Genomic DNA, 23,530 nt, shown 5'->3' on the forward strand with positions numbered 1-23,530 from the left:
GCGTGAGCAGCAGCCCGCGGGTACTGGTCGCCGGTCTGGGCGGCACCATCGCGATGACCGGCGACGCCGCGGGTGGGGTCAGCCCGACGTTGTCGGCCCGCGATCTCGTCGACGCGGTTCCCGGCCTCGACGGCAGCGGCGCCGATCTGGAGGTCGTCACGTTCCGCAATCGGCCGGGCGCGGCGCTGACCCTCGGTGACCTGGTGGAGCTGTCCGGGCTGCTCGCCCGCGGCTTCGCCGACGGGGTGGTGGGCGCGGTGGTCACGCAGGGCACGGACACGATCGAGGAGACGGCGTACGTGCTGGGCCTGCTCCATCCCGGCGACGAGCCGATCGTCGTCACCGGCCGCGCCCTGCCGCTCCCACCGGTGGGGCTGTCACCGACAGTCGGCCTCTACACCGCGACGCTCGGTGACGACGGCGGTCTGCTGCCGGTGCTGGCCGGTTCTCTGGACGGTCTGGTGATCGCCGGCTTCGGGGTGGGTCACGTCCCCGAGTCGTGGGTGCCGCACCTGGCGGCGATCGCCCGCCGGATCCCCGTGGTCCTGACGTCACGCACCGGCGCGGGCTTCACGGCCACCAGCACGTACGGCTATCCCGGCGCGGAACGTGACCTGCTCGCCCGCGGGCTGATCACCGGCGGGGCGCTGGACCCGTACAAGTGCCGTCTGCTCCTGCAGTTGCTTCTCGCCACCACCCCGAGCGCCGGCGAGGCCCGGGAGGCGTTCATCGACATCACTCGGGCGGCGGATCGAAGGTGAGCGTCAGCGTGCTGCCACAGGCGCCGGAGCCACCTTCCCGGACGGTCCGGGCGGCCGGCTCGGTGTCGCCCGTCCACACCTTCACCGCGCGGAAGGCGTACCCGTCCTGCTCGGCCTCCTCGGCCCGGTAGGAGACCCGCTGCCCCGGGGTGAGCGCGCGGTACCCGTCGGCGGCGATGTCCGAGAAGTGCACCCAGCAGCCACCGGGCACGTCGGGTCCGTCGATCACGCCCCAGCCCTCGTCCTCGTAGTAGCTGCGGACCGTCCCGATGCTCGTCATGGACCCAGTCTGCCGCCCCCGAACCAGGACGCGACTTCTTCGGACGCTCCGGCATAACGTTTTTCCGCCGTCGAATCCGGAAACGCGGAAAGATGACGCGAAATAGATCGGAAACCTTGCGTACACGTACCGCGCTCGGTAAATCTCATCGACGGAATACCCCGTTGCCACCGAGGCGGACATGCGAGCTACCCGATTGGACGGCACCGGTCTGGTGCGGGCTGCTCAGACCGGTGACCGGTCCGCGCGGGACGAGCTCGTCGCGGCGCATCTGCCGATGGTCTACACGATCGTCCGGCAGGTGCTGGGCGCGCATCCGGACGCCGACGACGTCACGCAGGACGTCATGTTGCGGGCCCTGCGGCAGCTTCCGGCGCTGCGGTCGCCGGAGAGTTTCCGCCCGTGGCTGGCGTCGATCGCGCTGCGGCACGTCAGCACCCATCAGCACCGGATCAGCCGGGCGGCCGCGCACACGGCGCCGCTCGACGAGGCCGCGGGTCTCGCCGACGAGGCCGCGGCGTTCGAGGGCGTGACGGTCCTCGAGGTGGAGCTGTCGGCGCAGCGGCGTCAGGTGCAGCGGGCCGCGCGCTGGCTGAACCCGGAGGACCGGGCGCTGCTGTCGCTGTGGTGGCTGGAGGTGGCGGGACACCTGTCGCGGCCGGAGCTGGCCGAGGCGCTGGGCGTTTCGGTGATCCACGCGGGGGTCCGGGTCCAGCGGATGCGTGCCCAGCTGGACCTGAGCCGGACCATCGTGGCGGCTCTGGACGCGCGGCCGCTCTGCCCCGGGCTGGCCGCCGAGATCGCCGGCTGGGACGGCGTGCCCGGCCCGCTGTGGCGCAAACGCCTGGCCCGGCATCTGCGCGGCTGCCCGATGTGCGCGATGGCCGCCGTCGAACTGGTGGAGACCGACCGGCTGCTGCCGAACCTGGTGCTGGTGCCGGCACCGGCGGCGCTGGCCGCGGCGGTGCTGGCGCACGCGGACTCGGCCGGGGCGCCCGGCGCCGGGCCGATCGGGACGACGCCGGTGGCGCACCCGGTGGCGGCGACGGTGGCCGCGGTGGCCCTGGCCGGCGCGGTCACGGCCGCCGTGGTGACGGCGGCCCGGCCGGATCCCCCGGCCCCGCCGGCCGCCGCGCCCACGGCGGGGGCGGCCACCGGCACGCTGCGGACCGGGTCGTTCTCGCTGGAGTCGGCGAACGAGGCCGGCCGGTTCGTCACGGCGAGCGGTGATCTGGGCATGCTGACGCAGGTCGGCCCGGCCAACACCGTCACGGCGCGCCGGCAGGCGACGTTCCAGGTGGTCGCGGGGCTGGCCGACCCGACCTGCTTCTCGTTCCGGGTCGCAGACGGCCGCTATCTGCGGCACGCGTCGTGGCGGCTCCGGCTGGACCCGGACAACGGCACCAACCTCTTCCACGGCGACGCCACGTTCTGCCCGTGGCCCGGTGACCTCGCGGGCACGGTGACGCTGGAGGCGTCCAACTATCCGGGCTGGTTCCTGCGCCACCGCGGCGACGAGCTGTGGGTCGACCAGTCCAAGGGCGCCGCCGCCTTCGGCGCGGACGATTCCTTTCTGGTACGGCCACCGCTCGCCGGCTGACCACAGGCCCGCAAATCGCTCGGCGAAAAACGTTATAAGCGCCGGGCCGAGAAAGTCGGACGAGTATTCAATATCGACAACTTGATGCGCCGGAAATCGTCTGGCAATATCACTGCCACGAATGTTAGCGTTCTCAATCCGATTGCCGGGCCATTCCCCTAGTTCCGGTGATCACCCGTTCCCTTCACCACAAGTCCCCGGGAGAACCTCATGTCGATGGGTGAGCTCACACCCGTACGATCAACGAGTCGGCGACCCTGGCGCCATGCTCTCGCCGCGCTGGTCGTGCTCGCCGCGGGCGGCGCCGTCGCGATCACCGCGACCGCCGCGTCCGCCGCCACGATCGACACCAGCGCGTCGTATGTGCTGGTCAACCGCACCAGCGGCAAGGCCTTGGACGTCTACAACCTGGCCACCAACGACGGCGCCCGCATCACCCAGTGGACCCGTAACGACCAGGCCCAGCAGCAGTGGCAGTTCGTCGACTCCGGCGGCGGCTACTACCGCCTCAAATCGCGGCACTCCGGCAAGGTCCTCGACGTCTACAACCTCTCGACCGCCGACGGCGGCGCGATCGTGCAGTGGACCGACAACAACACCACCAATCAGCAATTCAGCATCCAGGACATCGACGGCTACATCCAGCTGATCAACCGCAACAGCGGCAAGGCCGTCGAGGTGCAGGGCGCGTCCACCGCGGACAACGCCAACATCGTGCAGTACTCCGACTGGAACGGCGCCAACCAGCAGTGGCAGCTGGTGCGGGTCGGCGGCGGCACCACGTCCCCGTCCCCGTCGAACCCGGGCGGCACCTGCACCCTGCCGTCGAGCTACCGCTGGTCGTCGACCGGCGCGCTGGCGCAGCCGAAGTCGGGCTGGGCGTCGCTGAAGGACTTCACCGTCGCGCCCTACAACGGCAAGCAGCTCGTCTACGCCACCACCCACGGCGTGGGCACCGGCAGCGACTGGGGCTCGATGAACTTCGGCCTCTTCACGAACTGGTCGGAGATGGGCTCGGCGTCGCAGAACGCGATGAGCCAGCGAGCGGTGGCGCCGTCGCTGTTCTACTTCGCGCCGAAGAACATCTGGGTGCTGACCTACCAGTGGGGCGCGGCGCCGTTCATGTACCGCACGACGAGCGACCCGACCAACCCGAACGGCTGGTCCGCGGGGCAGCCGCTGTTCACCGGTTCGATCACCGGCTCGGGCACCGGCCCGATCGACCAGACGGTGATCGGTGACGGCCAGAACATGTACCTGTTCTTCGCCGGCGACAACGGCAAGATCTACCGGGCGAGCATGCCGATCGGGAACTTCCCCGGCAACTTCGGCTCCTCGTACACCACGATCATGAGCGACACCCCGGAGAACATCTTCGAGGCGCCGCAGGTCTACAAGGTGCAGGGCCAGAACCAGTACCTGATGATCCTCGAGGCTCAGGGCTCCAACGGCCGCTTCTTCCGCTCGTTCACCGCCACCAGTCTGAACGGCTCGTGGACGCCGAACGCGGCCACTCAGAGCAACCCGTTCGCCGGCAAGGCCAACAGCGGGGCCACCTGGACCAACGACATCAGCCACGGTGAGCTGCTGCGCACCAGCGCCGACCAGACCATGACCGTCGACCCGTGCAACCTGCAGCTGCTGTACCAGGGCCGCGCGCCCGGCTCCGGTGGCGACTACGGGCAGTGGCCGTACCGGCCGGGCCTGCTGACCCGCCAGCGCTGATCACGCGACGAGCCGCCCCTCCCGGCCGGGAGGGGCGGTTCGTCCTGTGGTGCTAGCAGTCGAACAGCGACTCGCCGTCGGCGTTCTGGACACAGACGTCGTCGTAGTCGCCGCCGTCCAGGAAGTCGACTACTCCGTCCTGCTCGCCGTCCAGCTTGTCGTAGCCGCCCTCACCCTCCAGGCGGTCGGCGCCCGGGCCGCCGAAGAGCGTGTCGTCGCCCCAGTGGCCGTTGAGGTAGTCGTCACCGGCCAGGCCGTAGAGGTAGTCGTGGCCGTCGGTGCCGAGCAGGGTGTCGTTGCCCAGGCCGCCGACGATGCGCTCGATGCCGAGCACGGTGTCGCCCTCGCCCTTGCGGCCGTCGTCCTTCTTGCCGTTGTCGGAGTCGACGCTGACACCCTTCTTACGGCCGGAGTACGAGACCTGGTCCTTGCCGGCGCCACCGGAGATCAGGTCCGCGTCCGCCCAGGTGCCGTCGTAGCCCTGACCGTGACTGTCGTTGCCGGCGCCGCCGTACTCCCGGTCGTTGCCCTTGCCGCCGATCAGGTTGTCGTCGCCGTCGCCGCGCGCGAGAGCGTCGTTGCCGTCCTCCCCCGCGAGGAAGTCACGGCCGCCGTTGCCCCAGATGCGGTCGGCGCCGCTGCCGCCGAACAGCGAGTCCTCGGCGGACCCGCCGCTCAGGTCGTCGTTGCCCGAGCCGCCCTTGGCGAACAGCCGCAGGCCGGTCCGGTTGGTGACCTTGTCGTTGCCGGAGCCGAGATTGACGTCGAGCTGACCGAAGTCCGTCCCGATGGCGCAGCGCACCCGGGTCTTGTCACCCTTGACCTGCTTGCAGCCCTTGCCCGCGCGGAGCGTGACCCGGTCGTCGACCGTGACCGTGTTGCCCGAGCGGGTGATCACCACCGAGTTCCGCTTGCCGGAACCGGCCGTGAACACCAGGTCGACCGCCTCGTGCGGTTGAACCCGCAGGTAGGCGACCCCGGTGCTCGCCGCCTCGGCGGGCAGGGCCACCGCGCCGACCACGGCTGTCGCGCTGACCAGGGTTACCCCTAATCTGCGCAGCCACACGTATGTGGACATAGAAATTCCTCCCCCGTTCGCCGAACTGTTCACCGAACGTGCCCGGATGGTAGATCACCCCAGGCAAGCCCCACGTGCCGATTACATAGTTACAGCGTTGCACCGTCTATGGTGGACGTATGACGGTCGAGTACATCCGGTATCGCATCCCCGGCGACACGGCGGAGTTCGAAGCGGCGTACGGTCGCGCGGCCCGCTTCCTGACCCTGGCGCCGCAGTGCGTCGACTACGAGTTGAGCCGCTGCGCCGACGAGCCGGGCGTCTACATTCTGCGGATCACGTGGACCTCGGCCGAGGACCACCTGAAGGGCTTCCGGGGCGGTGACCTGTTCCCCGGCTTCCTGGCCGAGATCCGCCCCTACATCGAGGCCATCGAGGAGATGCGCCACTACGAGCGCACCGTGGTGGCCGGGGCCGGCGGGTCGGTGCCCAGCCTCTACGACTGGGCCGGCGGCGCCGACGCGCTGGAGCGGCTCACCGAGCGCTTCTACCAGCTGGTCACCGCCGACGACGTGGTCGGGCCGCTCTTCGCCCACATGGATCCGGGCCATCCCCGGCACGTCGCGATGTGGCTGGCCGAGGTGTTCGGCGGCCCGGCCCGCTACACCGGCGAGCGCGGCGGATACCCCGCGATGCTCAGCCACCACCTCGGCAAGGCGATCACCGAGCGGCAGCGGCGCCGCTGGGTCGACCTGCTCGCCGACGCCGCCGACGAGGTGGGACTGCCCGCCGACCCCGAGTTCCGGGCCGCGTTCATGGGCTACATCGAGTGGGGCACCCGCCTGGCGCTCGCCAACTCCCAGCCCGGCGCCACCCCGCCGCGGCAGGCCCCGGTGCCGCACTGGGGCTGGGGTGTCGCGCCGCCGTACCAGGGCTGACGGATTATCTGAATCTCCCTCACGTGGTCGTTCCGGGCGGGATAGTGAAGCTTCGTGCTCTGTTCTCCGCCGCTGTGAGGGGCCTGTCGTGGCGACATCGTTCTTCGACGACCTGAGCGTCAACGTCAAGATCCTCACGGCGGTCGTGGCCGGCGTGGTGGTCGCCGTGGTCGTCGGCGTGTTCGGCCTGGTCGAGCTGCGCACCAGCAGCCAGGCCGCGGAGCTGATCCTGACCAGCAACGTGGCCAGCATCAAGGCGGTCGGCGAGATCAAGACCGCCTTCTACCGGGCACGCCTGTCGACCGCCAACCAGGCGATCTCGCAGAACCAGGGCGAGGTCGACTCCTACACCAAGGAGTTCGACACCCGGATCGAGCAGTTCGACGCGGCGATGACCGCCTACCGGGCGAGCAACCCGGCCGCCCCGGCCGACCTCATCGACGCCGTGCAGGCGTCCTGGGACTCGTATGTGACCATCGCCCACGGCGAATTGCTCCCCGCCGGCGCGCGCAACGAGCTCGCCGATTGGGCGCGGATCCGCAACGACAGGGTAGCGCCGATCATGAAGACGGTCGACGGCCAGCTGGTCGAGTTGGACGCCGCCGAGACCGCCGACGCCGTCCGCAACGGCGACCGGGCGCACAGCGGCTACGAGAACGGCCGGCGCGCCTCGATCCTCATGATCGTCGCGGGCGCGCTGCTGGCCCTGGCCTTGGGCGTTGCCGTGGCCCGGCGCATCGTCCGGTCGCTGACCAGGGTCCGCGGGGTGTGCGAGGCGCTGGCCGACGGCGACCTGACCCGGACCAGCGGGGTGACCTCGCGCGACGAGCCGGGACAGATGGCCCGGGCGCTGGACCGCGCGGTGGAGAACCTGCGGCGTACCGTGCAGACCATCGACGGCTCGGCCACGGCGCTGGCCGGCGCCGCCGAGCAGATGTCCGGCACCGCGCTGCAGATGGCCGCCTCCGCCGAGCAGGCGTCGTCGCAGGCGCAGACGGTGTCGGCGGCGGCCGAGGAGGTGTCGCGCAGCGTCGAGACGGTGTCGGCCGGCAGCGAGGAGATGGGCGCGTCGATCCGCGAGATCTCGCAGAACGCCGCAGAGGCCGCCCGGGTCGCGTCCGAGGCCGTCGACATCACCACCGCCACGTCGGCGACGATGAGCAAGCTGGGCGAGTCGTCGGCGGAGATCGGCAACGTCATCAAGGTGATCACGATGATCGCCGAGCAGACCAACCTCCTGGCGCTGAACGCGACCATCGAGGCGGCCCGGGCCGGTGACGCGGGCAAGGGCTTCGCGGTCGTCGCCTCGGAGGTCAAGGACCTGGCCCAGGAGACGGCCCGGGCCACCGAGGACATCTCCCGCCGCATCGAGACCATCCAGGCCGACACCACCGGCGCGGTCTCCGCGATCGAGGAGGTCTCCCACGTGATCGCCCGGATCAGCGATTTCCAGACCACCATCGCCTCCGCGGTCGAGGAGCAGACCGCCACCACCGCGGAGATGAACCGCAGCGTCGCCGAGGCCGCGACCGGCACCACCGAGATCGCCCAGAACATCACCATGGTCGCCACTGCCGCCCAGAGCACCAGCCGGGGCGTCAGCGAGACCCGGCAGGCGACCGAGGACCTGGCCCGCATGTCCAGCGAGCTGAACGTCCTGGTCGGCGCCTTCCGCTACTGACGACCCGGCCGGGCCGGGCGGCGCTCAGAGTGTCGGGGTGACCGGCCGGATCGTGCCGTCGGTGTTGAACTCGAGACGGTCGACGGCGGTCTCCCGGTTGGTGCCGTCCCCGGCCGGCACGGCGAACCGGTGGTAGGCGATGTACCAGGTGTCGGTGCCGGGGGCCTGCACCACCGAATGGTGGCCGGTGCCCTTGATGCCCAGGTCGAGGCGCTTCTGCAGGATCACGCCGCGGTTGGTCCACGGGCCCAGGGGCGAGGTGCCGGTGGCGTACGCGACCCGGTAGTCCTCGCTGCGGGTGTCGTTCTCCGACCACATCAGGTAGTAGACGCCGTTGCGTTTGATGACGAACGGCGCCTCGTTGTAGCCGGCCGGCGTGATCGTGCGTACCTGCGTGGTGTCGAAGGACGTCATGTCGGCGTTGAGCCGCACCGCCCGGCACACGCCCTGCCCCCAGTAGAGGTAGGACTGGCCGTCGGTGTCGGTGAAGACCGCCGGGTCGATGGCCTGCCCGCCGGAGAACTGGCCACTGGTCACCAGCGGCCGGCCCAGCGCGTCCTTGAACGGCCCGGTCGGCGAGTCGGCCACCGCCACGCCCAGCTGCTTGGCCGTGTTGCCACTGGCCGGACCGCCGGAGAAGTACAGGTAGTACCGGCCGTTGCGGGTGGCGACGGCGGGCGCCCACGCCGAGTTGTCGGCCCACGACACGTCCGGCCCGTGGTCGAGGATCACTCCGTGGTCGGTCCAGTTCACCAGGTCGGTGGAGGAGAACGCCTTGTAGTACGTGCCGCCCCAGCCGGCGTACCCGTCGGTGGTCGGATAGAGGTAGTAGCGACCGTTGAAGTTGACGATCTGCGGGTCGGCGAAGAGGCCGGGCAGCACGGGGTTCCGGGCGGTCTTCGGCGCCCACGGGCTGACGAGCCGGAAGGAGCTGTCCGCCTTGAACGCCGCGGTGTCCTGGTAGGTGTCGAGCCACAGCTCGTGGTCGCGGTGCCGGATCCGCCGGTCCGGATAGTTGTACGACACGAGCGCGACCGACCCGCTGACCGAGCCGTCGACGGCACAGAAGGTGGCGTCGGAGCGGAACGTGGCGTCGCCGGTGTTGGTGTCCAGCCGCAGCCGGTAGTCACGGTGCCGCAGGAACTGGCCGTTCTTCGCCTGGAACGAGTAGCACGACGGCGCTGCGAGCCCGTTCACCACGGTGAAGCTGGCGTCGAGTTTGGCCTGCGCCGTGCTGCTCGCGGTGATCGGGTCGATCCGGCCGAGGCTGTCGAGGTGCCGGACGTACCGGCCCGGGTAGTTGACCGCCTCCAGCGACCGGGCGCCGGTGGCCAGGGCGGCCGCCTGCGCCGGGGCGCCGGAGAGCACCACGGCGAACCCCGTCGTCAGCAGGGACGCGGCGAGCAGCGAGCGGGCGGACATGGGCGTTCCTCCTGGTCTGGGAGCCGACACAGAGGACGTTAACGATCACAGATGCGGAGTCAACGATTCGAACATGTTCGATCACAGGCGTTCGCCGGTCATCGTGTGATCGATAACAACGACCACTCCGGAGGGCACCGGCGGCGGCCACTACGATCGATCGCGCCGCTGTTCAGACCGTCCGCTGCCGGAGAAGGGCCGCCCGGAGAGGTGCTGCACGATGACCGACTTCACGGAGGCGCTGATGGCGCCGGCCCGGCGGGAGCTGCTACGGATGCGTGCGTCCGAGGACGCGTGGGAGGAGCTGCGCCACGAGGGTGACGCCGCCGCCCGGTTGCGGGCCCGGGTGCTGTGGGCGCTGCAGTTCGACCGCCGGCCGGAGGATCGCGCGCTGGTGCGGTGCCTGGCCGGGCAGGAGGCGCGGACCGGTGACCTGACCGAGGAGGTCAAGCTGGCCGGGTTCCTGCTCGCCGAGTTCCGGCAGCCGGAGGACGTGTGGCTGCAGTGGCGGATCAAGCGGGCCGGTCAGGACACCTGGTGCGGCTACGACAGCGAATACCTGTTCGCCGCCGGGGTGGAGCGGACCGTCGCGCTCGTCCGGGCCGGTGACCACCCCGACCGGGACGAGATCCTCCGGCTGGCCCCGGAGTCGGAGCAGGATCTCGACGACTGGTGGGACGAGACGCGGTCGTGGTTTCCCGCCGACCCGGCCGACGAGGAGCTGGCCACCTGGCTGGAACGGGCCGAGCTGGTCGGCGACCCCGGCCTGGTCCGGGAGCTGCTCGACCGGTGGGCGGCGGACCGGCCGCGTGACCGGGACACGCTGGACATGCTCCTGCACCACCTTCCCGGGCTGGGGGCGTTCGCGGAGGCGGCGGCCGCGCAACGGGAGCGGCAGGCGTTCAGCCGCGGCCCGATCGAGCACGCCGCCGGGTTCCGGAGGCTGGCCGAGCTGGAGCGCCGGGCCGGCGATCACGTCGCGGCGGGGGCGGCGCTGCGCGACTGCGCGGTGGCGTTGCGGGCGGTGCCCGGCTGGACCGGCATCGGCCTGGGCCACTCGTATGTGGAGGAGCTGTTCCTGCTGGCCGGCGTGGCGGACCCCGAGGTGGCCGGTCCGGCGTTCGCCGAGGGCGACCGGCACGCACGGGCGATGCCGGGCCTGGCGCCGTCGGTGTCGGAGGCCGCCGTGGCCGCCGCCGAACGCCTGGGCGAGCGCAGCAGCGCCGAGCACTACCGCGCCCGCCTGGACGGGTGAGCACGGGCCGGCCGGGCTCAGAAGGTGAGCACGCGCCGGCCCGGGTCGTCCCGTTCCCAGGCGTCCTCGGTGGCGGTGACGGGGATCGCCTCGTGGGTCACGGTGAGGCGGCCCGCCGTGGCGTGGGCGGCGATCTCGGTGATCATGTCGGCCCGCCGTCGTGGTGACAGCGCGTTGTTGGTGTAACCGAGGATCTGCAGCGAGCCGCTGCGCAGCGTGGCCGAGTCGATCGGGGCGGTCGCGCCGGCCGCGGAACCGAGGTTGACCAGGCTTCCGCCCGGACGCAGCACGCGCAGCGCCGCCGCCGCGGGAGCGCCGAAGACCGGGTCGACGACCAGATCGACCGGCTCGTCGAGCGCCTCGATCGGGACGGCTGTCGCGCCGAGGCTCGCGGCGTGCCGCCGGGCGGCCTCGGAACGGGCCACGGCGATCACCCGGCGTGCTCCGGAGAGCAACGCCAGCTGGATCGCCGCCTGCCCGACCGTGCCACCGGCGCCGAGCACCAGCACGGTGCGTCCCTCCGGGCTGCCGGCGGCCCGCAGCGCGCCCAGCGCGGCGACCGCGGACAGCCCGAGCGCGGCCACCAGGATCAGGGGCGTGCCGCCGGGCAGCGGGACGAGGTCGTCCTCGGGCACCGCCACGACCGACGCCATGCTCCCGTCACCGGGGCGCATCCCGGCCGGCGTCGCGAACCACACGGCGGTGCCGTCGGCGAGATGCCCGACACCCTGCACACCGGGCACGTAGGGTGTCGCCGGCGCGCCGAAGTAGCTGGTGCCGGAGGCGCAGAGCAGGTCCAGCGGAGTGATCGGCGCCGCCACGACGTCGACCAGCACCGAGCCGTCACCGGGAACCGGAGCGGCCCGCCGTTCGAGGACCGGCGGCCGCCCGCACTCCCGCAGAACCACGGCGTCGATCATGTCGCGATGTCCGGGTACGGCAGCGAGAACCCGGCCAGCGCCGCCCCGTACGCCTTCTGGTATTCGAGGGGCCCGGTGTTGTCCCGCTCGAACATGGCGATGAACAGTGTCAAGGTCAGGAACGGGTGGGAGCCCATCGCGAACAGCCGCACATGGTCGTGGGCGATCAGCGCCTCCCGTTCCTCCGGGGTGAACCCCAGCCACGTGCTCGCCTCACCGGAATGGCAGTTGAGCAGCGAGTTGGCCATCGTCGACTCCCACCAGGTGACCAGCTCGCGCGGATCCTCGCGGTAGCGTTCGACGAGTTCCGGGTCGCGGTCGACGGTGAAGAGGAACTTGTTCAGCAGGTATTTGCTCATCGTGCCCCTCCCCGCGCGGACGGGTACCAGGTGAAGTAGGCCTCCATCGTGTGGAACAGGTCGAACGTGTCGACGTAGTCGGCTTTCACCCCGGCCCCGGCGACACCCATCATCAGCATGAAGTCCATGAATCCGTGGGTGGCGTTCCCGGGCGCGTGCAGGCTGTCCAGGGTCACCTCCCGCAGGCACCCGTCGAGGTCGCCGTCGGCGATCCAGCCGACGGCCTTCTCGTCGAACGCCGGGTCCGGCCCGTGCGGCCCGAACTGCCGCGGCCCGCCCAGCTCCAGCGAGAGGTGACCGGTTCCGATCACGGCGACCCGCAGGTGCGACGGCCACTGCTCGATGATCGTGCGGATGGCCGCGCCGAGCTGCACGAACCGGGTCGGCCGGGGCAGCGGCGGCGCGAAGATGTTGGTGTAGATCGGCACGATCGGCAGGTCCGCCTCCGGCCGCAGCGTGATGATCGGGCAGGTGATGCTGTGGTCGATCCGCAGCTCGTTGCTGAAGGCCAGGTCGAAGCCCTCGTCGAGGCCGGCCCGCAGGATGTGCGCCGACAGGTCCTCCTGCCCCTTCAGCGTCATCCGCGGCAGCCCGAACTCGCGCTCCTCGTTGTACCAGTTCGCGTCGTAGAAGGGCGCCTTGCCGACCAGGAACTGCGGCATGTTGTCGAGCCACAGCTGATGGAAGTGATCAGAGCCGACCATGACCAGGACGTCCGGGTCGGCACGGGTCAGCGTCTCCCGGAAGGCGAGGATCTTGCGGGTCCACTCGTCGGCGAACGGTGGACGGTCCTCACCGGTCGACGTGCTGGCCCGGTAGTAGAAGGGGTGATGCGTCGAGGCGATGACCGCGACGATGCTGGCCATGAATCGATCCTTCCTATGCCTCGTAGACGGCGTTGCGGTCGACGGTCAGATAGATGTCGTTGGCGATCGGGCGGCGGCGTTCCTCGGCGATCTGCCCGAGCAGGCCGGCGGCACGGGCCAGCAGCGCGAATCCGCGCAACATCTCCACCGGCAACCCCAGATCGGCGAGGGCGGCGCCGCAGACTCCGGCGCCGTTGAGCGGCAGCTTCCGGTTCAGGACCTGCGGGTGTACGCGGCCGATCGCCTCGAACAGACGCAGGTGCGGCCCGTAGATCCCCTCCTCGGTGGCGATCCGGATCAGCACCGGGGTCCGCGGGTCCTCGACCTTGTGCACGGGGTGACCGAGCCCCGGCACGAATCGTTTCTCCGCCTTGGCCGTGGTGACCGCGTCGAGGGCGATCGCGTCCACGTCGTCACCCTCGGCGGAGGCCAGAACCGTCGCCAGGAATCGGCCGCAGTCCTCGGTGACCCCGAGAAATCGTGAGCCGCCGCCGAGCAGCCCGGCCGCGAGGGCGCCCTGCAGGGAATCCGGCGCGGAGAGGTACGTGAGCCGTGCCGCGATGGCGGTCGGCGTGAACCCGTGATCGGCGAGCGCGACGAGCACCGCCTCGAACAGCCGCACCTCCCCCGCGCTCGGGCGGCGTCCGGCGACCAGCCAGAACGCCAGTTCCCCGAACCCCACCCGCCCCATCAGGTCGGCCGCGAGATCCTGCCCGAGCAGCGAGATGCTGTCCGCGTCGGAGGTGCCGAGGCCGGTGGGGAACCTCAGTTCGTCAGCCATGCGCGGATCTCCTCGCCGTGTTCGTCGAGTCCGGGCGGCGGAAGCTCGTACCGCGCCGGGGTCTGGGAGAACGTGATGGGATTGCGGACGCCGGGCACACCGCCCACGGTGACCACCGGATCCAGGCCGAGCTCCTCGGCCAGGGCGACGCCGCCGTCGATGGTGTTGATCGGCGCGCACGGCACCCCGGCCGCCATCAGGTCGCGGAACCACTCGTCGCGGGTCCTCGTGCGGAGGCGTTCCACCAGGATCGGGCGCAACTCTTCGCGATTGGCCGTACGGTCCTGGTTGCGGCCGAATCGTGGGTCCTCCGGGAGCCCGTCGAGCCCGAGGACCTGGCACAGCTTGCGGAACTGCCCGTCGTTGCCGGCGATGACGATCAGCTCGCCGTCGGCCACCGGCAGCGGCTCGTACGGAAAGAGGCTCGGGTGCGCGTTGCCCATCCGGTAGGGCACGGTGCCGCCGGCCACGTACCCGCTGGAGTGGTTGACCAGGCCGGAGAGCGCCGAGCTGAGCAGGTTGACCTCGATGTGCTGGCCGCGCCCGGTGTCGGCGCGCCGGTGCAGGGCGGCCAGGATGCCGATGTTCGCGTGCAGGCCCGCCATCACGTCGAAGACCGAGATCCCGGCGCGGTAGGGCGAGCCGTCCGGGTCGCCGGTGAGGCTCATCAGCCCGGAGATCGCCTGGACCATCAGGTCGTACCCGGGCAGGGCCGCGCCCGCGCCGGAGCCGAATCCGCTGATGCTGGCGTAGACGATCCGCTCGTTGGCCGCGGCGACGGTGTCGTAGTCGAGACCGAACCGGGCCAGGCCGCCGGGCCGCATGTTCTCGATCAGCACGTCCGCGCGGCGGGCCAGCTCCTGGGCGGCGGCCCGGTCCCCGGGGTCCTTGAGGTCCAGCACGATCGACCGCTTGTTGCGGTTGATGCCCAGATAGTAGGTGGAGACGCCGTCGCGGACCGGTGGCATCCAGGTGCGGGTGTCGTCCCCGCCCGGCCCCTCCACCTTGATCACCTGCGCGCCCAGGTCGGCCAGGAGCATCGTCGCGTACGGCCCGGCGAGGATCCGCGAGAAGTCGGCGACGAGCAGGCCGTCCAGTGGGCCCTTGGGTTGCTGAGCCATCAGTTACCGCCCGTTCTACGGACACCTGTCCGCTCGATCAGAGTGCTCGCCGTCACGCACCCTGTCAACCACCTCGTCATCGCGCCGAAACAAATCCTTGACAACGCAAGTGACCGGGAACACGCTGGCCTGACCAAGCTGACCGCCATGCGGACAGCAGTCCGAAAGGAGCGCAGATGAGCGTCGCAAGACCGGTGATCTTCCGCAACGGACTGGTCCTGACCATGGACGACACCCACACGGTGCTGCCCGGCGCCGACGTGCTCGCCGTCGACGGACGGATCGCCGCGATCGGCCACCACCTCACCGCCCCGGACGACGCCGACGAGATCGACGCCTCCGGCGGCATCGTCATGCCCGGCATGATCGACACCCACCGGCATCTGTGGCAGACCGCCATGCGCGGCTACGGCGCCGACTGGACCCTCACCCAGTACTTCGTCTGGTACTACCTCGAATCCGGAAAGCACTTCCGGCCCGAGGACATCCACGCCGGCAACCTGCTCGGCGCGATCGAGGCCCTCGACGCCGGCGTCACCACCACCGTCGACTGGTCCCACGGCCTGCAGACCCCGCAACACGCCGACGCCGCCGTCGACGCCCTCGAGTCGGTGCCCGGACGATTCGTCCTCGCCTACGGCAACATCCAGCAGGGCCCGTGGGAGTGGTCGGCCTCCGACGGCTTCCGCGACTTCCACCGCCGCCGCATCGACGGCGGCCGGCTCGAAGGCTTCCAGCTCGCCTTCGACGTCACCGGCGACCCCGCGTTCCCGGAGAAGGCGGCCTTCGAGGTGGCCCGCGAGCTCGGCGTCCCGGTCACCACCCACGCCGGCGTGTGGGGCGCCACCAACGACGACGGCATCCGGCTGATGTACGAGAACGGCTTCATGACCCCCGGCACCGTGTACGTCCACGCCGCCACGCTCAGCGCCGACTCGTACCACCGGATCGCCGCGACCGGCGGCTCGGTCAGCGTGTCCACCGAGAGCGAGCAGAGCGCCGGCCAGGGCTACCCACCCACCTGGGCGCTGCGCCGCTACGGCATCCCGGTGTCGCTGTCGATGGACACCAGCGTCTGGTGGAGCGGCGACCTGTTCACCGCCATGCGCACCACACTCAGCGCCGACCGGTCCCGCGAGCACCTGGAGGCCCACGCGAAACAGGAGACCGTCACCCACCACCACCTGCGCGCCGAGCAGGTCGTCGACTGGGCCACCCGCGGCGGCGCCAGGGCGCTCGGCCTGGACGCGCGGCTCGGCTCGCTCACCCCCGGGCGGCAGGCCGACATCGTGCTGCTCAAGAACGACGCCTCGCCCGCGATGTTCCCGATCCTGCACCCGTACGGCCACGTCGCCTTCCAGGCCCAGCGCGGCGACGTGCACACCGTCGTGGTCGGCGGGGCGGTCGTCAAACGTGACGGCAGGCTCGTCGGGATCGATCTGGCGGCCGCCCGCAACGGCGTCGACGCGACCGTGTCCCACCTGCGCGAGACGCTCGGCGAGGAGGCGTGGCTGCGCGGCCAGAACCCGGACCTGCCGCAGGCCGAGCTGTTCGACAACCCGTACCAGTACACCGACTACGGCTCGGGAACGTCCGAATGAAAGCATTGGCGGGATGACTGACACCGGAAGGGGCACGGGTCCCGACTTCATCGAGGCGCTCGCCCGCGGCCTCGACGTCCTGCGCACCTTCCGGCCCGGCACCCCGTCGATGACGCTCAGCGAGATCGCCGGGCTGACCGGGCTGGCCCGCCCGACGGTCCGGAGGATCCTGATCACCCTGGAGACCCTGGGGTACGTGCGGGGCGCCGGCCGCGGCTACGCCCTCACCCCGCGGGTGCTCGACCTCGGCATGGCCTATGTCCATTCGCTGAGCATGTGGGACGTGGCCCGGCCGCACATGGAGAAACTGGTCGCGCAGACCGGCGAGTCGACGTCGATGGCGCAGCTCGACGGGTCCGACATCGTGTATGTGGCGCGGGTGGCCGTACCGAAGATCGTGACCCTGGCGGTGAGCATCGGCACCCGTTTCCCCGCGGCAGCCACCTCGATGGGCAAGGTCCTGCTCGCGGCCCTGCCGCCGGCGGCGGTGCCCGGTGTCCTCGCCGAGCCGTCCCGGTCCGGGATCGCCGCCCGCTGGCAGCCCGCCGACAGCGAGCTGGAGACGGCGCTGCGCGAGGTCCGCGCGAAGGGGTGGGCGCTCGCCGACCAGGACCTGGCGCCCGGCATCCGGTCGGTGGCCACCGGTGTGCGCGACGGCGACGGCAACGTCATCGCCGCCCTCAACGTGACGGTGCACGCGGCGGAGACGTCGGTGGAGACACTTCTCGACGACCACCTGCCGAGACTGCTGCGCACCGCGGCCGACATCGGCCACGACTGGGCGCTGACGGCCACCATCCCGTCGGTCACGGCGTAGACTGCGGCGTCCCACCGGCTCGGAACACTCGAAAGTGGTTGCACATGCCCGTCTACGGCACCCAGCGTCTGCGCGGACTGCGCATGATCGTCACCGGTGGCGGCACCGGCGGACACACCTACCCCGCTCTGACCACTGTCAACGCGCTCCAGGCCCGGCTCGCCGAGACCGGCGCCGAGCCCGAGCTGCTGTGGGTCGGTGTCGCCGACGGCCTGGAGGCGAAGATCGCCGTCCGTAACCACATCCCGTTCAAGGCGGTCACCACCGGCAAGCTGCGCCGCTCGGTCAGCCCCCGCGACCTGCTGCGCAACGTCGTCGACGCGTTCCGGATCCCGCTCGGCATCCTGCAGGCCGCGTTCACCGTCGCCCGGACCCGTCCGGCGGTCGTGCTCAGCACCGGCGGGTTCGTGTCGGTGCCGATCGGGCTGGCCGCCGCCCTGTTCCGGGTGCCCTACCTGATGCACGAGCAGACCCTGAGTCTCGGGCTGGCCAACCGCATCCTGGCCCGGTTCGCCACCCGCATCCTGCTCAGCCACGAGGCGTCCCTGGAGCACCTGCCGGCCCGGTCGCGGTCGCGGGCGGTCGTCACCGGCAACCCGATCCGTCCCGCCGTCCTCGCCGGCGACCCCGAGAAGGGCCTCGCGGCGTACGGGCTGGACCCGGCCGTCCCCCTGGTGCTGGTGACCGGTGGCGCCGCCGGGGCGCAGCAGATCAACCGGATGCTCACCGGCGCGCTGCCCGAGCTGCTGGAGCACTGCCAGATCGTGCACCAGTGCGGCAGCCTCAGCCACGCCGAGATGCAGCAGGTCGCCGCCGGCCTGCCCGCCCACCTGGCACACCGTTACCACGTCCTCGACTTCATCCACGAGGAGCTGCCCGACCTGCTCGCCGCGGCCGCCGTCGTGGTGGCCCGCAGCGGCGCCGGCACGGTCGCCGAGCTGACCGCCCTGGGCAAGGCGTGCGTGCTCGTGCCGTACCCGCACGCGGCCGGCGACGAGCAGCGCATCACCGCCCGGCACCTGGCCCAGCAGGACGCGGCGGTCATGCTCGACGGCGCCGACGCCACCCCCGAGCGGCTCCGCGAGACCCTGACCACGCTGCTCGCCGACCCCCAGCGCCGGGCCGCGCTGGCTCACCACGCGGCCGGCCACGGCAAACCAGGCGCCGCCGACCAGGTCGTCACCGAGATCCTCACCGCCGCGGCCGGCGCCTTGTCCCGGTAGGGTGCACTGTCCTGATGGGATGGGGACGGGCACGCCGGATCGCGGGCCGGGCGCATCGGGGCCAGCTCTTCGGCGACGGGCTCTTCACCGGTCACCTGGAGCGGGTGGCCGGGCATGTCGCGGCGGCCGGGGGCAGCACCGCCCAGGTGCAGGCGGCCTGGCTGTATGCGACGCCGGATCGCGGTGTGACGTCGCTCGACCTCTATCGGGCCGGGGTGCCCGCGGCGGTGGTGCGGCTCGTCGAAGCCGTCCAGCAGGGCCCGTCGTTCCTGCTGGAGGCATTCACCGCACGCCTTCTCCGTGACCCGGAGGCGGCCCTGATCCGGTACGCCGTACTCACCGAGAACGGCACCCGCCACCCGCACCTGTACCGGGAGCAGCATCTGCGCCTGGCCAAGGCCCTTGGGCTGACCGTCGCGCCCGGCCCGGGCCCACGGGCGGCGCCGTCCATCACCGTGGCTCCCGGTGAGCATCTCGGCCCGTATGCGCGTGCCCTCAGCGAGATCGGGGATGCCGAGGCGGCGGCAGCGCTGCTGGCCGGCTATCAGGCGGAGATCGCAGGGGCGGAGCAGCAGTCGGCCGTCCATGGGGCGGAGACCGCGCGGCCGCCCCGGCAGTGCTGTCTCACGGCGATCCGGGGCGCGATCCACGCGCTCGCGTCGAAGCCGGACACCAGCGCTCTGGAGCCGATCCGGCGCATGTCCGCGCAGTGGTGGGAGGCGGCCGACGACTGGGAGCGGATGGTCGCGGTCGTGGCGCGGGCCGCGGCGCGGGACCCCGCCGACCGGACGCTGCTGCTCGGCCGGGTCGACCTCGACGATCCGGACGTGACGACGATGGCGATCCATGGCCTGGCCGGCCCGGGCGACGACGCGGAGATCGCTGTCCTCCGGCCGCTGGTCACCGGTACCGAGCCGCGGCTGCGGTGGGCACGTCTCGCGGCGGTGCGGCGTTTGCGAGCCATCGGTGGCCCGCTGGCCCGAGCAGCCCTGCTGGCCCGTCCCCTGGATTCGGTGGACCCGCCGTGGCGGGACGACCGCGGCTGGCTAGCCGAGCACGGCAGCGCCGTCCTCCCGGTCCTGCTCGACGAGGTCACCGAGCCACGGTGGTGGCACGACGGGCCGTTGGCGCTGGGTGAGCTGCGGTCCGTGGCCGCCGTGCCGGTGCTGTGCCGGCTGGCCCGGTTGGGGTCCGCGCCGATCCCGGCCGTCGACGCGCTCGGCAAGATCGGCTCCCGCGAGGCCGTGCCCACGCTGCTCGATCTGACCGCCCACCCGGCGCCGGACGTCCGCGACCACGCGCTCCGGGCGTTGCACCGGATCGGGGGCCCCGAGGTGACCGACGCCGCCGTCACCGCGTGCGACGATCCGGATCCGACGGTTCGTGACCGCGCGGCCCGGGTCCTGGCCCGGCACGGCGACGAGCGGGCGGTCACCGCGCTGATCCGGCTCTGCGACACCGGTCACGCCGGCCGGGCCGCGGCGGCGCTGGCCCGCATCGGCGACCCGCGGGCGCTGCCCGCCCTGTGGCACCTGTTCCGGACCGCGCCGGACCGCCGTGCCCGGCACGCCGCCGGCCGGGGGCTGGCCGCCATCGAGGGCCCGAGGCAGTACGTGTCCCTCGACTATTCCGGCTTGCACGTGGCGCGCGCGTATGTCTGGCTGCTGGGCCACAAGCCCGCCTGGGCATCGGGTGACGACCTCCTGAAGGCCCTCACCCATGCGGATCCCCTGGTACGGGCGAACGCGGCCACCGCCCTGGCGCGCCTCGGGAACCGTTCCGCCGCCGAACGGGTCCGCGCTCTCCTCGACGACCCGGACCCCCGGGTCCGCGCGGCGGCCGGGCCGGCGGCGCGGCGCCTCGGCACCCGGATCAGCGGCCCGTGACCCCGGCACGGCGGCGCTGGCATCCCGGCGACCGGATCAGCGGCCGGTGAGCCCGGCACGGCGGCTCGGCGTCCCGGCGACCGGATCAGCGGCCGGTGAGCCGGCGCGGGGCCGCCGGTGGGACAGGCCCCGGTACAGACGGGTCAGGGCGAGCACCGCGCAGAGGGCGGCCACCGCGAGGATCGCGTGCCCGACGTCCGGCGCCCACAGCCGGAGTTTCGCGAGGTCGGCGCCGTTCCAGAGGGAGGGGGTCAGCCACCCGGCGGCGCCGGCGAGGGCGGCGCACCCGGCGACCGGCGCCAGGACCCGGCGGACCGGGCGGATCCACGACCGGACCACGGCGGCGGCCAGCAGCGCGGCCGCCCCGAGCAGCCCGATGAGCGCCCACCGGTGCATCGGGTCCTCGGCGGCGTCGGCGGGCACGCCACCGAGCAGCAGGCGCGCGACATTGAACGCCCCGGAGCTGAGCGGCCCGTCCATCGGCAGGCCGTAGATGTTGGTCAGGACGACCACGGCCAGGCCCGCGTCGGGGGCCAGGACGATGTGGCTGAAGTAGTTCGGGGTCGCGCCGGCGTGCCAGACGATGCGGGCGCCGACGCCGTCGAGGGTGCTGTTCTGCCAGCCGAAGCCGTATGTGCCGTGGCCGGTGTCGGCGGTTCCGGTGTGCATCCGGGTCAGGGCGTCCGCGCCGAGGATCCGGGGGTCGCCGTTGAGCTGGAACATCGTGTACCGCGTCAGGTCGTCGAGTCCGGCGGCGAGGAACCCGTACGGCACTCCGGCGGTGTCGAAGGGTGTGGCGAAGCGCTGTGGCCGGCCCAGGTAGTAGCGGTGGCCGGCGGGCAGTCCCACGGCGGTGGCCTCGGCGGCGGTGGCCGCGGCGTGGGTCATGCCGAGCGGGTCGAGGACGTGACGGCGCAGGTAGCCGCCGAAACTGTCGCCGGTGACGTTCTCCACCAGCGCGCCGAGGATCATGTAGTTGGCATCGCTGTAGGCGTACCCCTGACCGAGGGGTTTGATCGGCCGTAGGCCGGCCAGGTCGCGCACCGATCTCGCCAGGCCGCCGGGATCGTTGTCGTAGCGGTCGGTCAGGTCGCTGCTCCAGACCTGCGGCAGTCCGCTGGTGTGCGTCAGCAGGTGACGGACGGTGACCGTCCGCGCGGTGGTCTCGTCACCGAGGCGCAGCCACGGCAGGTAGGTGACGGCCGCCGTGTCGAGGTCGATCCGGCCGCTGTCGGCGAGCTGGGTGACCGCGAGGGCGGTGAACGACTTGCTGGTCGACCCGAGCATGAACGGCGTCGTGGTGGTGATCGGCCGTCCGTCGCCGTCGACGCCCCAGGCGCCACGCTGGATCACCCGGTCGCCGCGGATCACCGCGAACGCCAGGCCGGGCGCCTTGATCCTCGCCATGTACTCGTGCAGGTATCTCTCGGTGGCCGGCTCACCGCCGGCCGCCGCGACCGGCGAGGCCGGCAGCAGCGAGGCCAGGCAGGCGATCATCGCGCCCGCCGTCCGGATCCAGGTTCTTCCCATCTCGTACGCCTCCCCCGCGTCCGGAACGTGTCAGCCGATCTGGGTCAGCAGTTTCTCCAGCGCGGCCAGGCGCTGACGGACCTCGCCGAGCTCGGTGCGCACACCGGTCAGGTCGTCGGCCACCCGGCCGGCCAGCTGCCGGTAGTTGTCCTCGCGGGCCGCGGCGAACCGGGCCCGGTAGACGCCGAACGCGATGAGCCCGATCGTGGCGGCCACCGCCACGACGATCACGGCGACGGCGATGACGGAGGTCTGGGCGATGTCCATGGCTCACTTCCCCTTGTCTGCGGCCGGGCCCGGAAGGGTCACCGTCGGGGCGGCCGCTGCGATCGCGTCGAGGTCGAGGGTCACCACGAACGGGACAGCCTCGACATACTTCACCGAGCTGCCGTCGGCGGCGGTCACCAGCTCGCCGGTGACCAGGCCGGCCGCCTCCAGCTTCTGCAGGTGCATGTAGAGCAGTGGCCGGTTCATCCGCAGCCGCCGGGCCAGCTCGCTGACGTAGGTGCGGCCGTCGGTGAGGGCGGCGAGGATCCGCAGCCGATGCGGGCTGGCGAGCGCGGCCAGCAGAGACACCAGCTCGTCCCCGGTCATCGGCTGCCCCTCTCCTCCGGCCGTCAGATTTCTCTGACACCCCCCTGTCGCAAAAGACTGACAGGGGTGGGCCGGAGGTGTCAAGTCCACTGCGGAGACAGCGTCAGGGCGGGATCAGCCCGGCTCACCACCCGCCGCCGTCCGCCGGTGGCACGGCGGCTCGCCCGGAGGGCCGGGACGGCGGGCCGGCTCGGCCGGGCACGGCGCGCGATGGGCTGCCGAGCCGAGCCTGTCCGCTCGCCTAGGCCGGCCGGCGCCACATCAGGTAGGCGACGCCGGCCCAGCCCGACAGCACCGCCACCACCCCGATCATCAGGGCGTCCCGGCCGACGGTGTCCACCAGGTGCAGCACCGCCCAGGTCAGGGCCCAGGTGATCAGTATCGCCGGGGTGAGCAGGACACTGGCTCCCACGGTCGCGGCGGCCACCTTGCGCAGCGGCTTCTCCAGCCAGCCCGCGACGGCGATCCCGGCGCCCCACGGCAGCGACCAGACCAGCGCGGCCTGCCCCAGGAACGTCACCTCCTCGCCGAGCAGCACGAGCGGGACGGGCAGCACCACCGCGACCAGCAGTCCCGCCACGACCCAGCGCACCCGCTCCGGCCGCCACCGCAACCCTCGATGCCAGAGCACCGCGGCCGCCACACAGCAGGCGACCGTCATCGCGGCGACCAGCACGGCGGTCAAGGGCATCAACACCACCAGGAGGTACGTCGGAAACCCGCTCCCACCGCGAATGTTGAACCAGTCCCGCGACGCCGCGATCCCGCCACCGACCAGTTGCAGCGAACAGACGAACGTCACCACCGCCGCGACCCGCGCGTGCCGGGGGCTGAGGAGCAGCACCACCGAACAGACCAGGACGGCGCTGAGCAGCGGCCACAGCGCCGGAATCGTCGACCACCCGAACAGCTCGGTGCCCCGCGCCACCCGGCGCGCCGCCCACAGAGCCGCCAGCAGGGCCACCAGCCCAGATCCCATGATCACAACCCCGGCCGCGAACGCCGGTCTGCGAGCGAGCTGTCGTTCCACACCCTCCCCAACGCCCGCACCCCGCGGCCGACATCGGTCCGATACCGGATACCCCGCCGACGGACACCGACCCGGAGATTCAGTCCACCGAGCGATGGCCGACGCATTTCCGCGGCATTAGT

22 protein-coding genes are annotated in these 23,530 nt (G+C 71.8%); 10 read left to right on the forward strand and 12 right to left on the reverse strand.

Annotated elements, in window-relative coordinates; genetic code table 11:
• Positions 1-2: 2 nt before the first annotated feature.
• A complete protein-coding gene (locus BM290_RS17540) occupies positions 3-761 on the forward strand; it encodes an asparaginase (protein ID WP_373871042.1) in 759 nt (252 codons plus the stop codon).
• On the opposite strand, the gene BM290_RS50675 is transcribed toward BM290_RS17540, so the two are convergent.
• A complete protein-coding gene (locus BM290_RS50675; RefSeq protein WP_093615258.1) occupies positions 736-1,041 on the reverse strand; it encodes a cold-shock protein in 306 nt (101 codons plus the stop codon). The genes BM290_RS17540 and BM290_RS50675 overlap by 26 nt on opposite strands.
• 181 nt (positions 1,042-1,222) lie before the next feature.
• Between BM290_RS50675 and BM290_RS17550 the strand changes: the two genes are divergently transcribed.
• Both BM290_RS17550 and BM290_RS17555 read left to right on the forward strand, forming a co-directional pair.
• Complete coding sequence (locus BM290_RS17550; RefSeq protein ID WP_093615260.1) at positions 1,223-2,641, forward strand: sigma-70 family RNA polymerase sigma factor; 1,419 nt, start codon at positions 1,223-1,225, stop codon at positions 2,639-2,641.
• Positions 2,642-2,851: 210 nt separating this feature from the next.
• Positions 2,852-4,366: a non-reducing end alpha-L-arabinofuranosidase family hydrolase gene (locus BM290_RS17555; RefSeq protein ID WP_177319765.1), complete on the forward strand. Its 1,515-nt coding sequence runs from the start codon at positions 2,852-2,854 to the stop codon at positions 4,364-4,366.
• A 52-nt stretch (positions 4,367-4,418) separates the two neighbouring features.
• Here BM290_RS17555 and BM290_RS50680 read toward each other — a convergent pair whose 3' ends face one another.
• Positions 4,419-5,444 (reverse strand): calcium-binding protein, encoded by a 1,026-nt coding sequence (locus BM290_RS50680; protein ID WP_143133807.1) that lies wholly within the window; start codon positions 5,442-5,444, stop codon positions 4,419-4,421.
• A 119-nt stretch (positions 5,445-5,563) separates the two neighbouring features.
• Between BM290_RS50680 and BM290_RS17565 the strand changes: the two genes are divergently transcribed.
• Complete coding sequence (locus BM290_RS17565) at positions 5,564-6,322, forward strand: group II truncated hemoglobin (protein WP_093615263.1); 759 nt, start codon at positions 5,564-5,566, stop codon at positions 6,320-6,322.
• Positions 6,323-6,410: 88 nt separating this feature from the next.
• The gene (locus BM290_RS17570) at positions 6,411-8,003 is read left to right on the forward strand and encodes a methyl-accepting chemotaxis protein (RefSeq protein WP_093615265.1); all 1,593 of its coding nucleotides are present in this window, start codon (positions 6,411-6,413) and stop codon (positions 8,001-8,003) included.
• A 24-nt stretch (positions 8,004-8,027) separates the two neighbouring features.
• On the opposite strand, the gene BM290_RS17575 is transcribed toward BM290_RS17570, so the two are convergent.
• Positions 8,028-9,425 (reverse strand): family 43 glycosylhydrolase, encoded by a 1,398-nt coding sequence (locus BM290_RS17575; RefSeq protein ID WP_093615266.1) that lies wholly within the window; start codon positions 9,423-9,425, stop codon positions 8,028-8,030.
• A gap of 220 nt (positions 9,426-9,645) precedes the next feature.
• On the opposite strand from BM290_RS17575, the gene BM290_RS17580 reads away from it, so the two are divergent.
• Positions 9,646-10,680, forward strand: a complete 1,035-nt coding sequence (locus tag BM290_RS17580; protein WP_093615268.1) for a hypothetical protein — start codon at positions 9,646-9,648, stop codon at positions 10,678-10,680.
• 17 nt (positions 10,681-10,697) lie between these two features.
• Here BM290_RS17580 and BM290_RS17585 read toward each other — a convergent pair whose 3' ends face one another.
• From BM290_RS17585 to BM290_RS17605, 5 genes are read right to left on the reverse strand one after another with little or no spacing between them, the layout of a single operon-like run.
• On the reverse strand, positions 10,698-11,600 hold the full coding sequence (locus BM290_RS17585) for a quinone oxidoreductase family protein (RefSeq protein ID WP_093615270.1): 903 nt from the start codon (positions 11,598-11,600) through the stop codon (positions 10,698-10,700).
• Positions 11,597-11,959, reverse strand: a complete 363-nt coding sequence (locus BM290_RS17590; protein ID WP_093615272.1) for a hypothetical protein — start codon at positions 11,957-11,959, stop codon at positions 11,597-11,599. The genes BM290_RS17585 and BM290_RS17590 overlap by 4 nt, the downstream gene beginning before the upstream one ends.
• Entirely contained in the window at positions 11,956-12,825 is an 870-nt protein-coding gene (locus BM290_RS17595; protein ID WP_093615274.1) for a DODA-type extradiol aromatic ring-opening family dioxygenase, read from the reverse strand. The genes BM290_RS17590 and BM290_RS17595 overlap by 4 nt, the downstream gene beginning before the upstream one ends.
• A 13-nt stretch (positions 12,826-12,838) precedes the next feature.
• Positions 12,839-13,606 carry a citryl-CoA lyase gene (locus BM290_RS17600; RefSeq protein WP_093615276.1) on the reverse strand — a complete coding sequence of 256 codons (768 nt, stop codon included), beginning with the start codon at positions 13,604-13,606 and terminating at the stop codon, positions 12,839-12,841.
• Positions 13,591-14,727, reverse strand: a complete 1,137-nt coding sequence (locus BM290_RS17605) for a CaiB/BaiF CoA transferase family protein (RefSeq protein ID WP_093615278.1) — start codon at positions 14,725-14,727, stop codon at positions 13,591-13,593. The genes BM290_RS17600 and BM290_RS17605 overlap by 16 nt, the downstream gene beginning before the upstream one ends.
• A 176-nt stretch (positions 14,728-14,903) precedes the next feature.
• Between BM290_RS17605 and BM290_RS17610 the strand changes: the two genes are divergently transcribed.
• From BM290_RS17610 to BM290_RS17625, 4 genes are read left to right on the forward strand one after another with little or no spacing between them, the layout of a single operon-like run.
• Entirely contained in the window at positions 14,904-16,328 is a 1,425-nt protein-coding gene (locus tag BM290_RS17610; RefSeq protein WP_093615280.1) for an amidohydrolase family protein, read from the forward strand.
• Between the two features lie 13 nt (positions 16,329-16,341).
• Positions 16,342-17,145 (forward strand): IclR family transcriptional regulator domain-containing protein, encoded by an 804-nt coding sequence (locus BM290_RS17615; RefSeq protein WP_093615282.1) that lies wholly within the window; start codon positions 16,342-16,344, stop codon positions 17,143-17,145.
• Positions 17,146-17,189: 44 nt separating this feature from the next.
• Positions 17,190-18,368 (forward strand): UDP-N-acetylglucosamine--N-acetylmuramyl-(pentapeptide) pyrophosphoryl-undecaprenol N-acetylglucosamine transferase, encoded by a 1,179-nt coding sequence (locus BM290_RS17620; RefSeq protein WP_093615284.1) that lies wholly within the window; start codon positions 17,190-17,192, stop codon positions 18,366-18,368.
• Positions 18,369-18,382: 14 nt separating this feature from the next.
• Positions 18,383-20,254, forward strand: coding sequence for a HEAT repeat domain-containing protein (locus BM290_RS17625; protein ID WP_093615286.1), 1,872 nt, complete (start codon positions 18,383-18,385; stop codon positions 20,252-20,254).
• A gap of 36 nt (positions 20,255-20,290) precedes the next feature.
• Here the strand turns inward: BM290_RS17625 and BM290_RS17630 are convergent, their stop codons facing one another.
• The 4 genes from BM290_RS17630 to BM290_RS17645 form a co-directional block, all read right to left on the reverse strand.
• Positions 20,291-21,784 carry a serine hydrolase domain-containing protein gene (locus tag BM290_RS17630; RefSeq protein WP_093615288.1) on the reverse strand — a complete coding sequence of 498 codons (1,494 nt, stop codon included), beginning with the start codon at positions 21,782-21,784 and terminating at the stop codon, positions 20,291-20,293.
• 30 nt (positions 21,785-21,814) lie between these two features.
• Entirely contained in the window at positions 21,815-22,051 is a 237-nt protein-coding gene (locus BM290_RS17635) for a hypothetical protein (protein ID WP_093615290.1), read from the reverse strand.
• 3 nt (positions 22,052-22,054) lie between these two features.
• Positions 22,055-22,378 carry an ArsR/SmtB family transcription factor gene (locus tag BM290_RS17640; RefSeq protein WP_093615292.1) on the reverse strand — a complete coding sequence of 108 codons (324 nt, stop codon included), beginning with the start codon at positions 22,376-22,378 and terminating at the stop codon, positions 22,055-22,057.
• Positions 22,379-22,619: 241 nt separating this feature from the next.
• Complete coding sequence (locus BM290_RS17645) at positions 22,620-23,357, reverse strand: hypothetical protein (protein ID WP_143133808.1); 738 nt, start codon at positions 23,355-23,357, stop codon at positions 22,620-22,622.
• Between the last annotated feature and the right edge of the window lie 173 nt (positions 23,358-23,530).

This window comes from Actinoplanes philippinensis (assembly GCF_900113015.1).
In the GTDB taxonomy this organism is placed as follows: Bacteria; Actinomycetota; Actinomycetes; order Mycobacteriales; family Micromonosporaceae; genus Actinoplanes; species Actinoplanes philippinensis.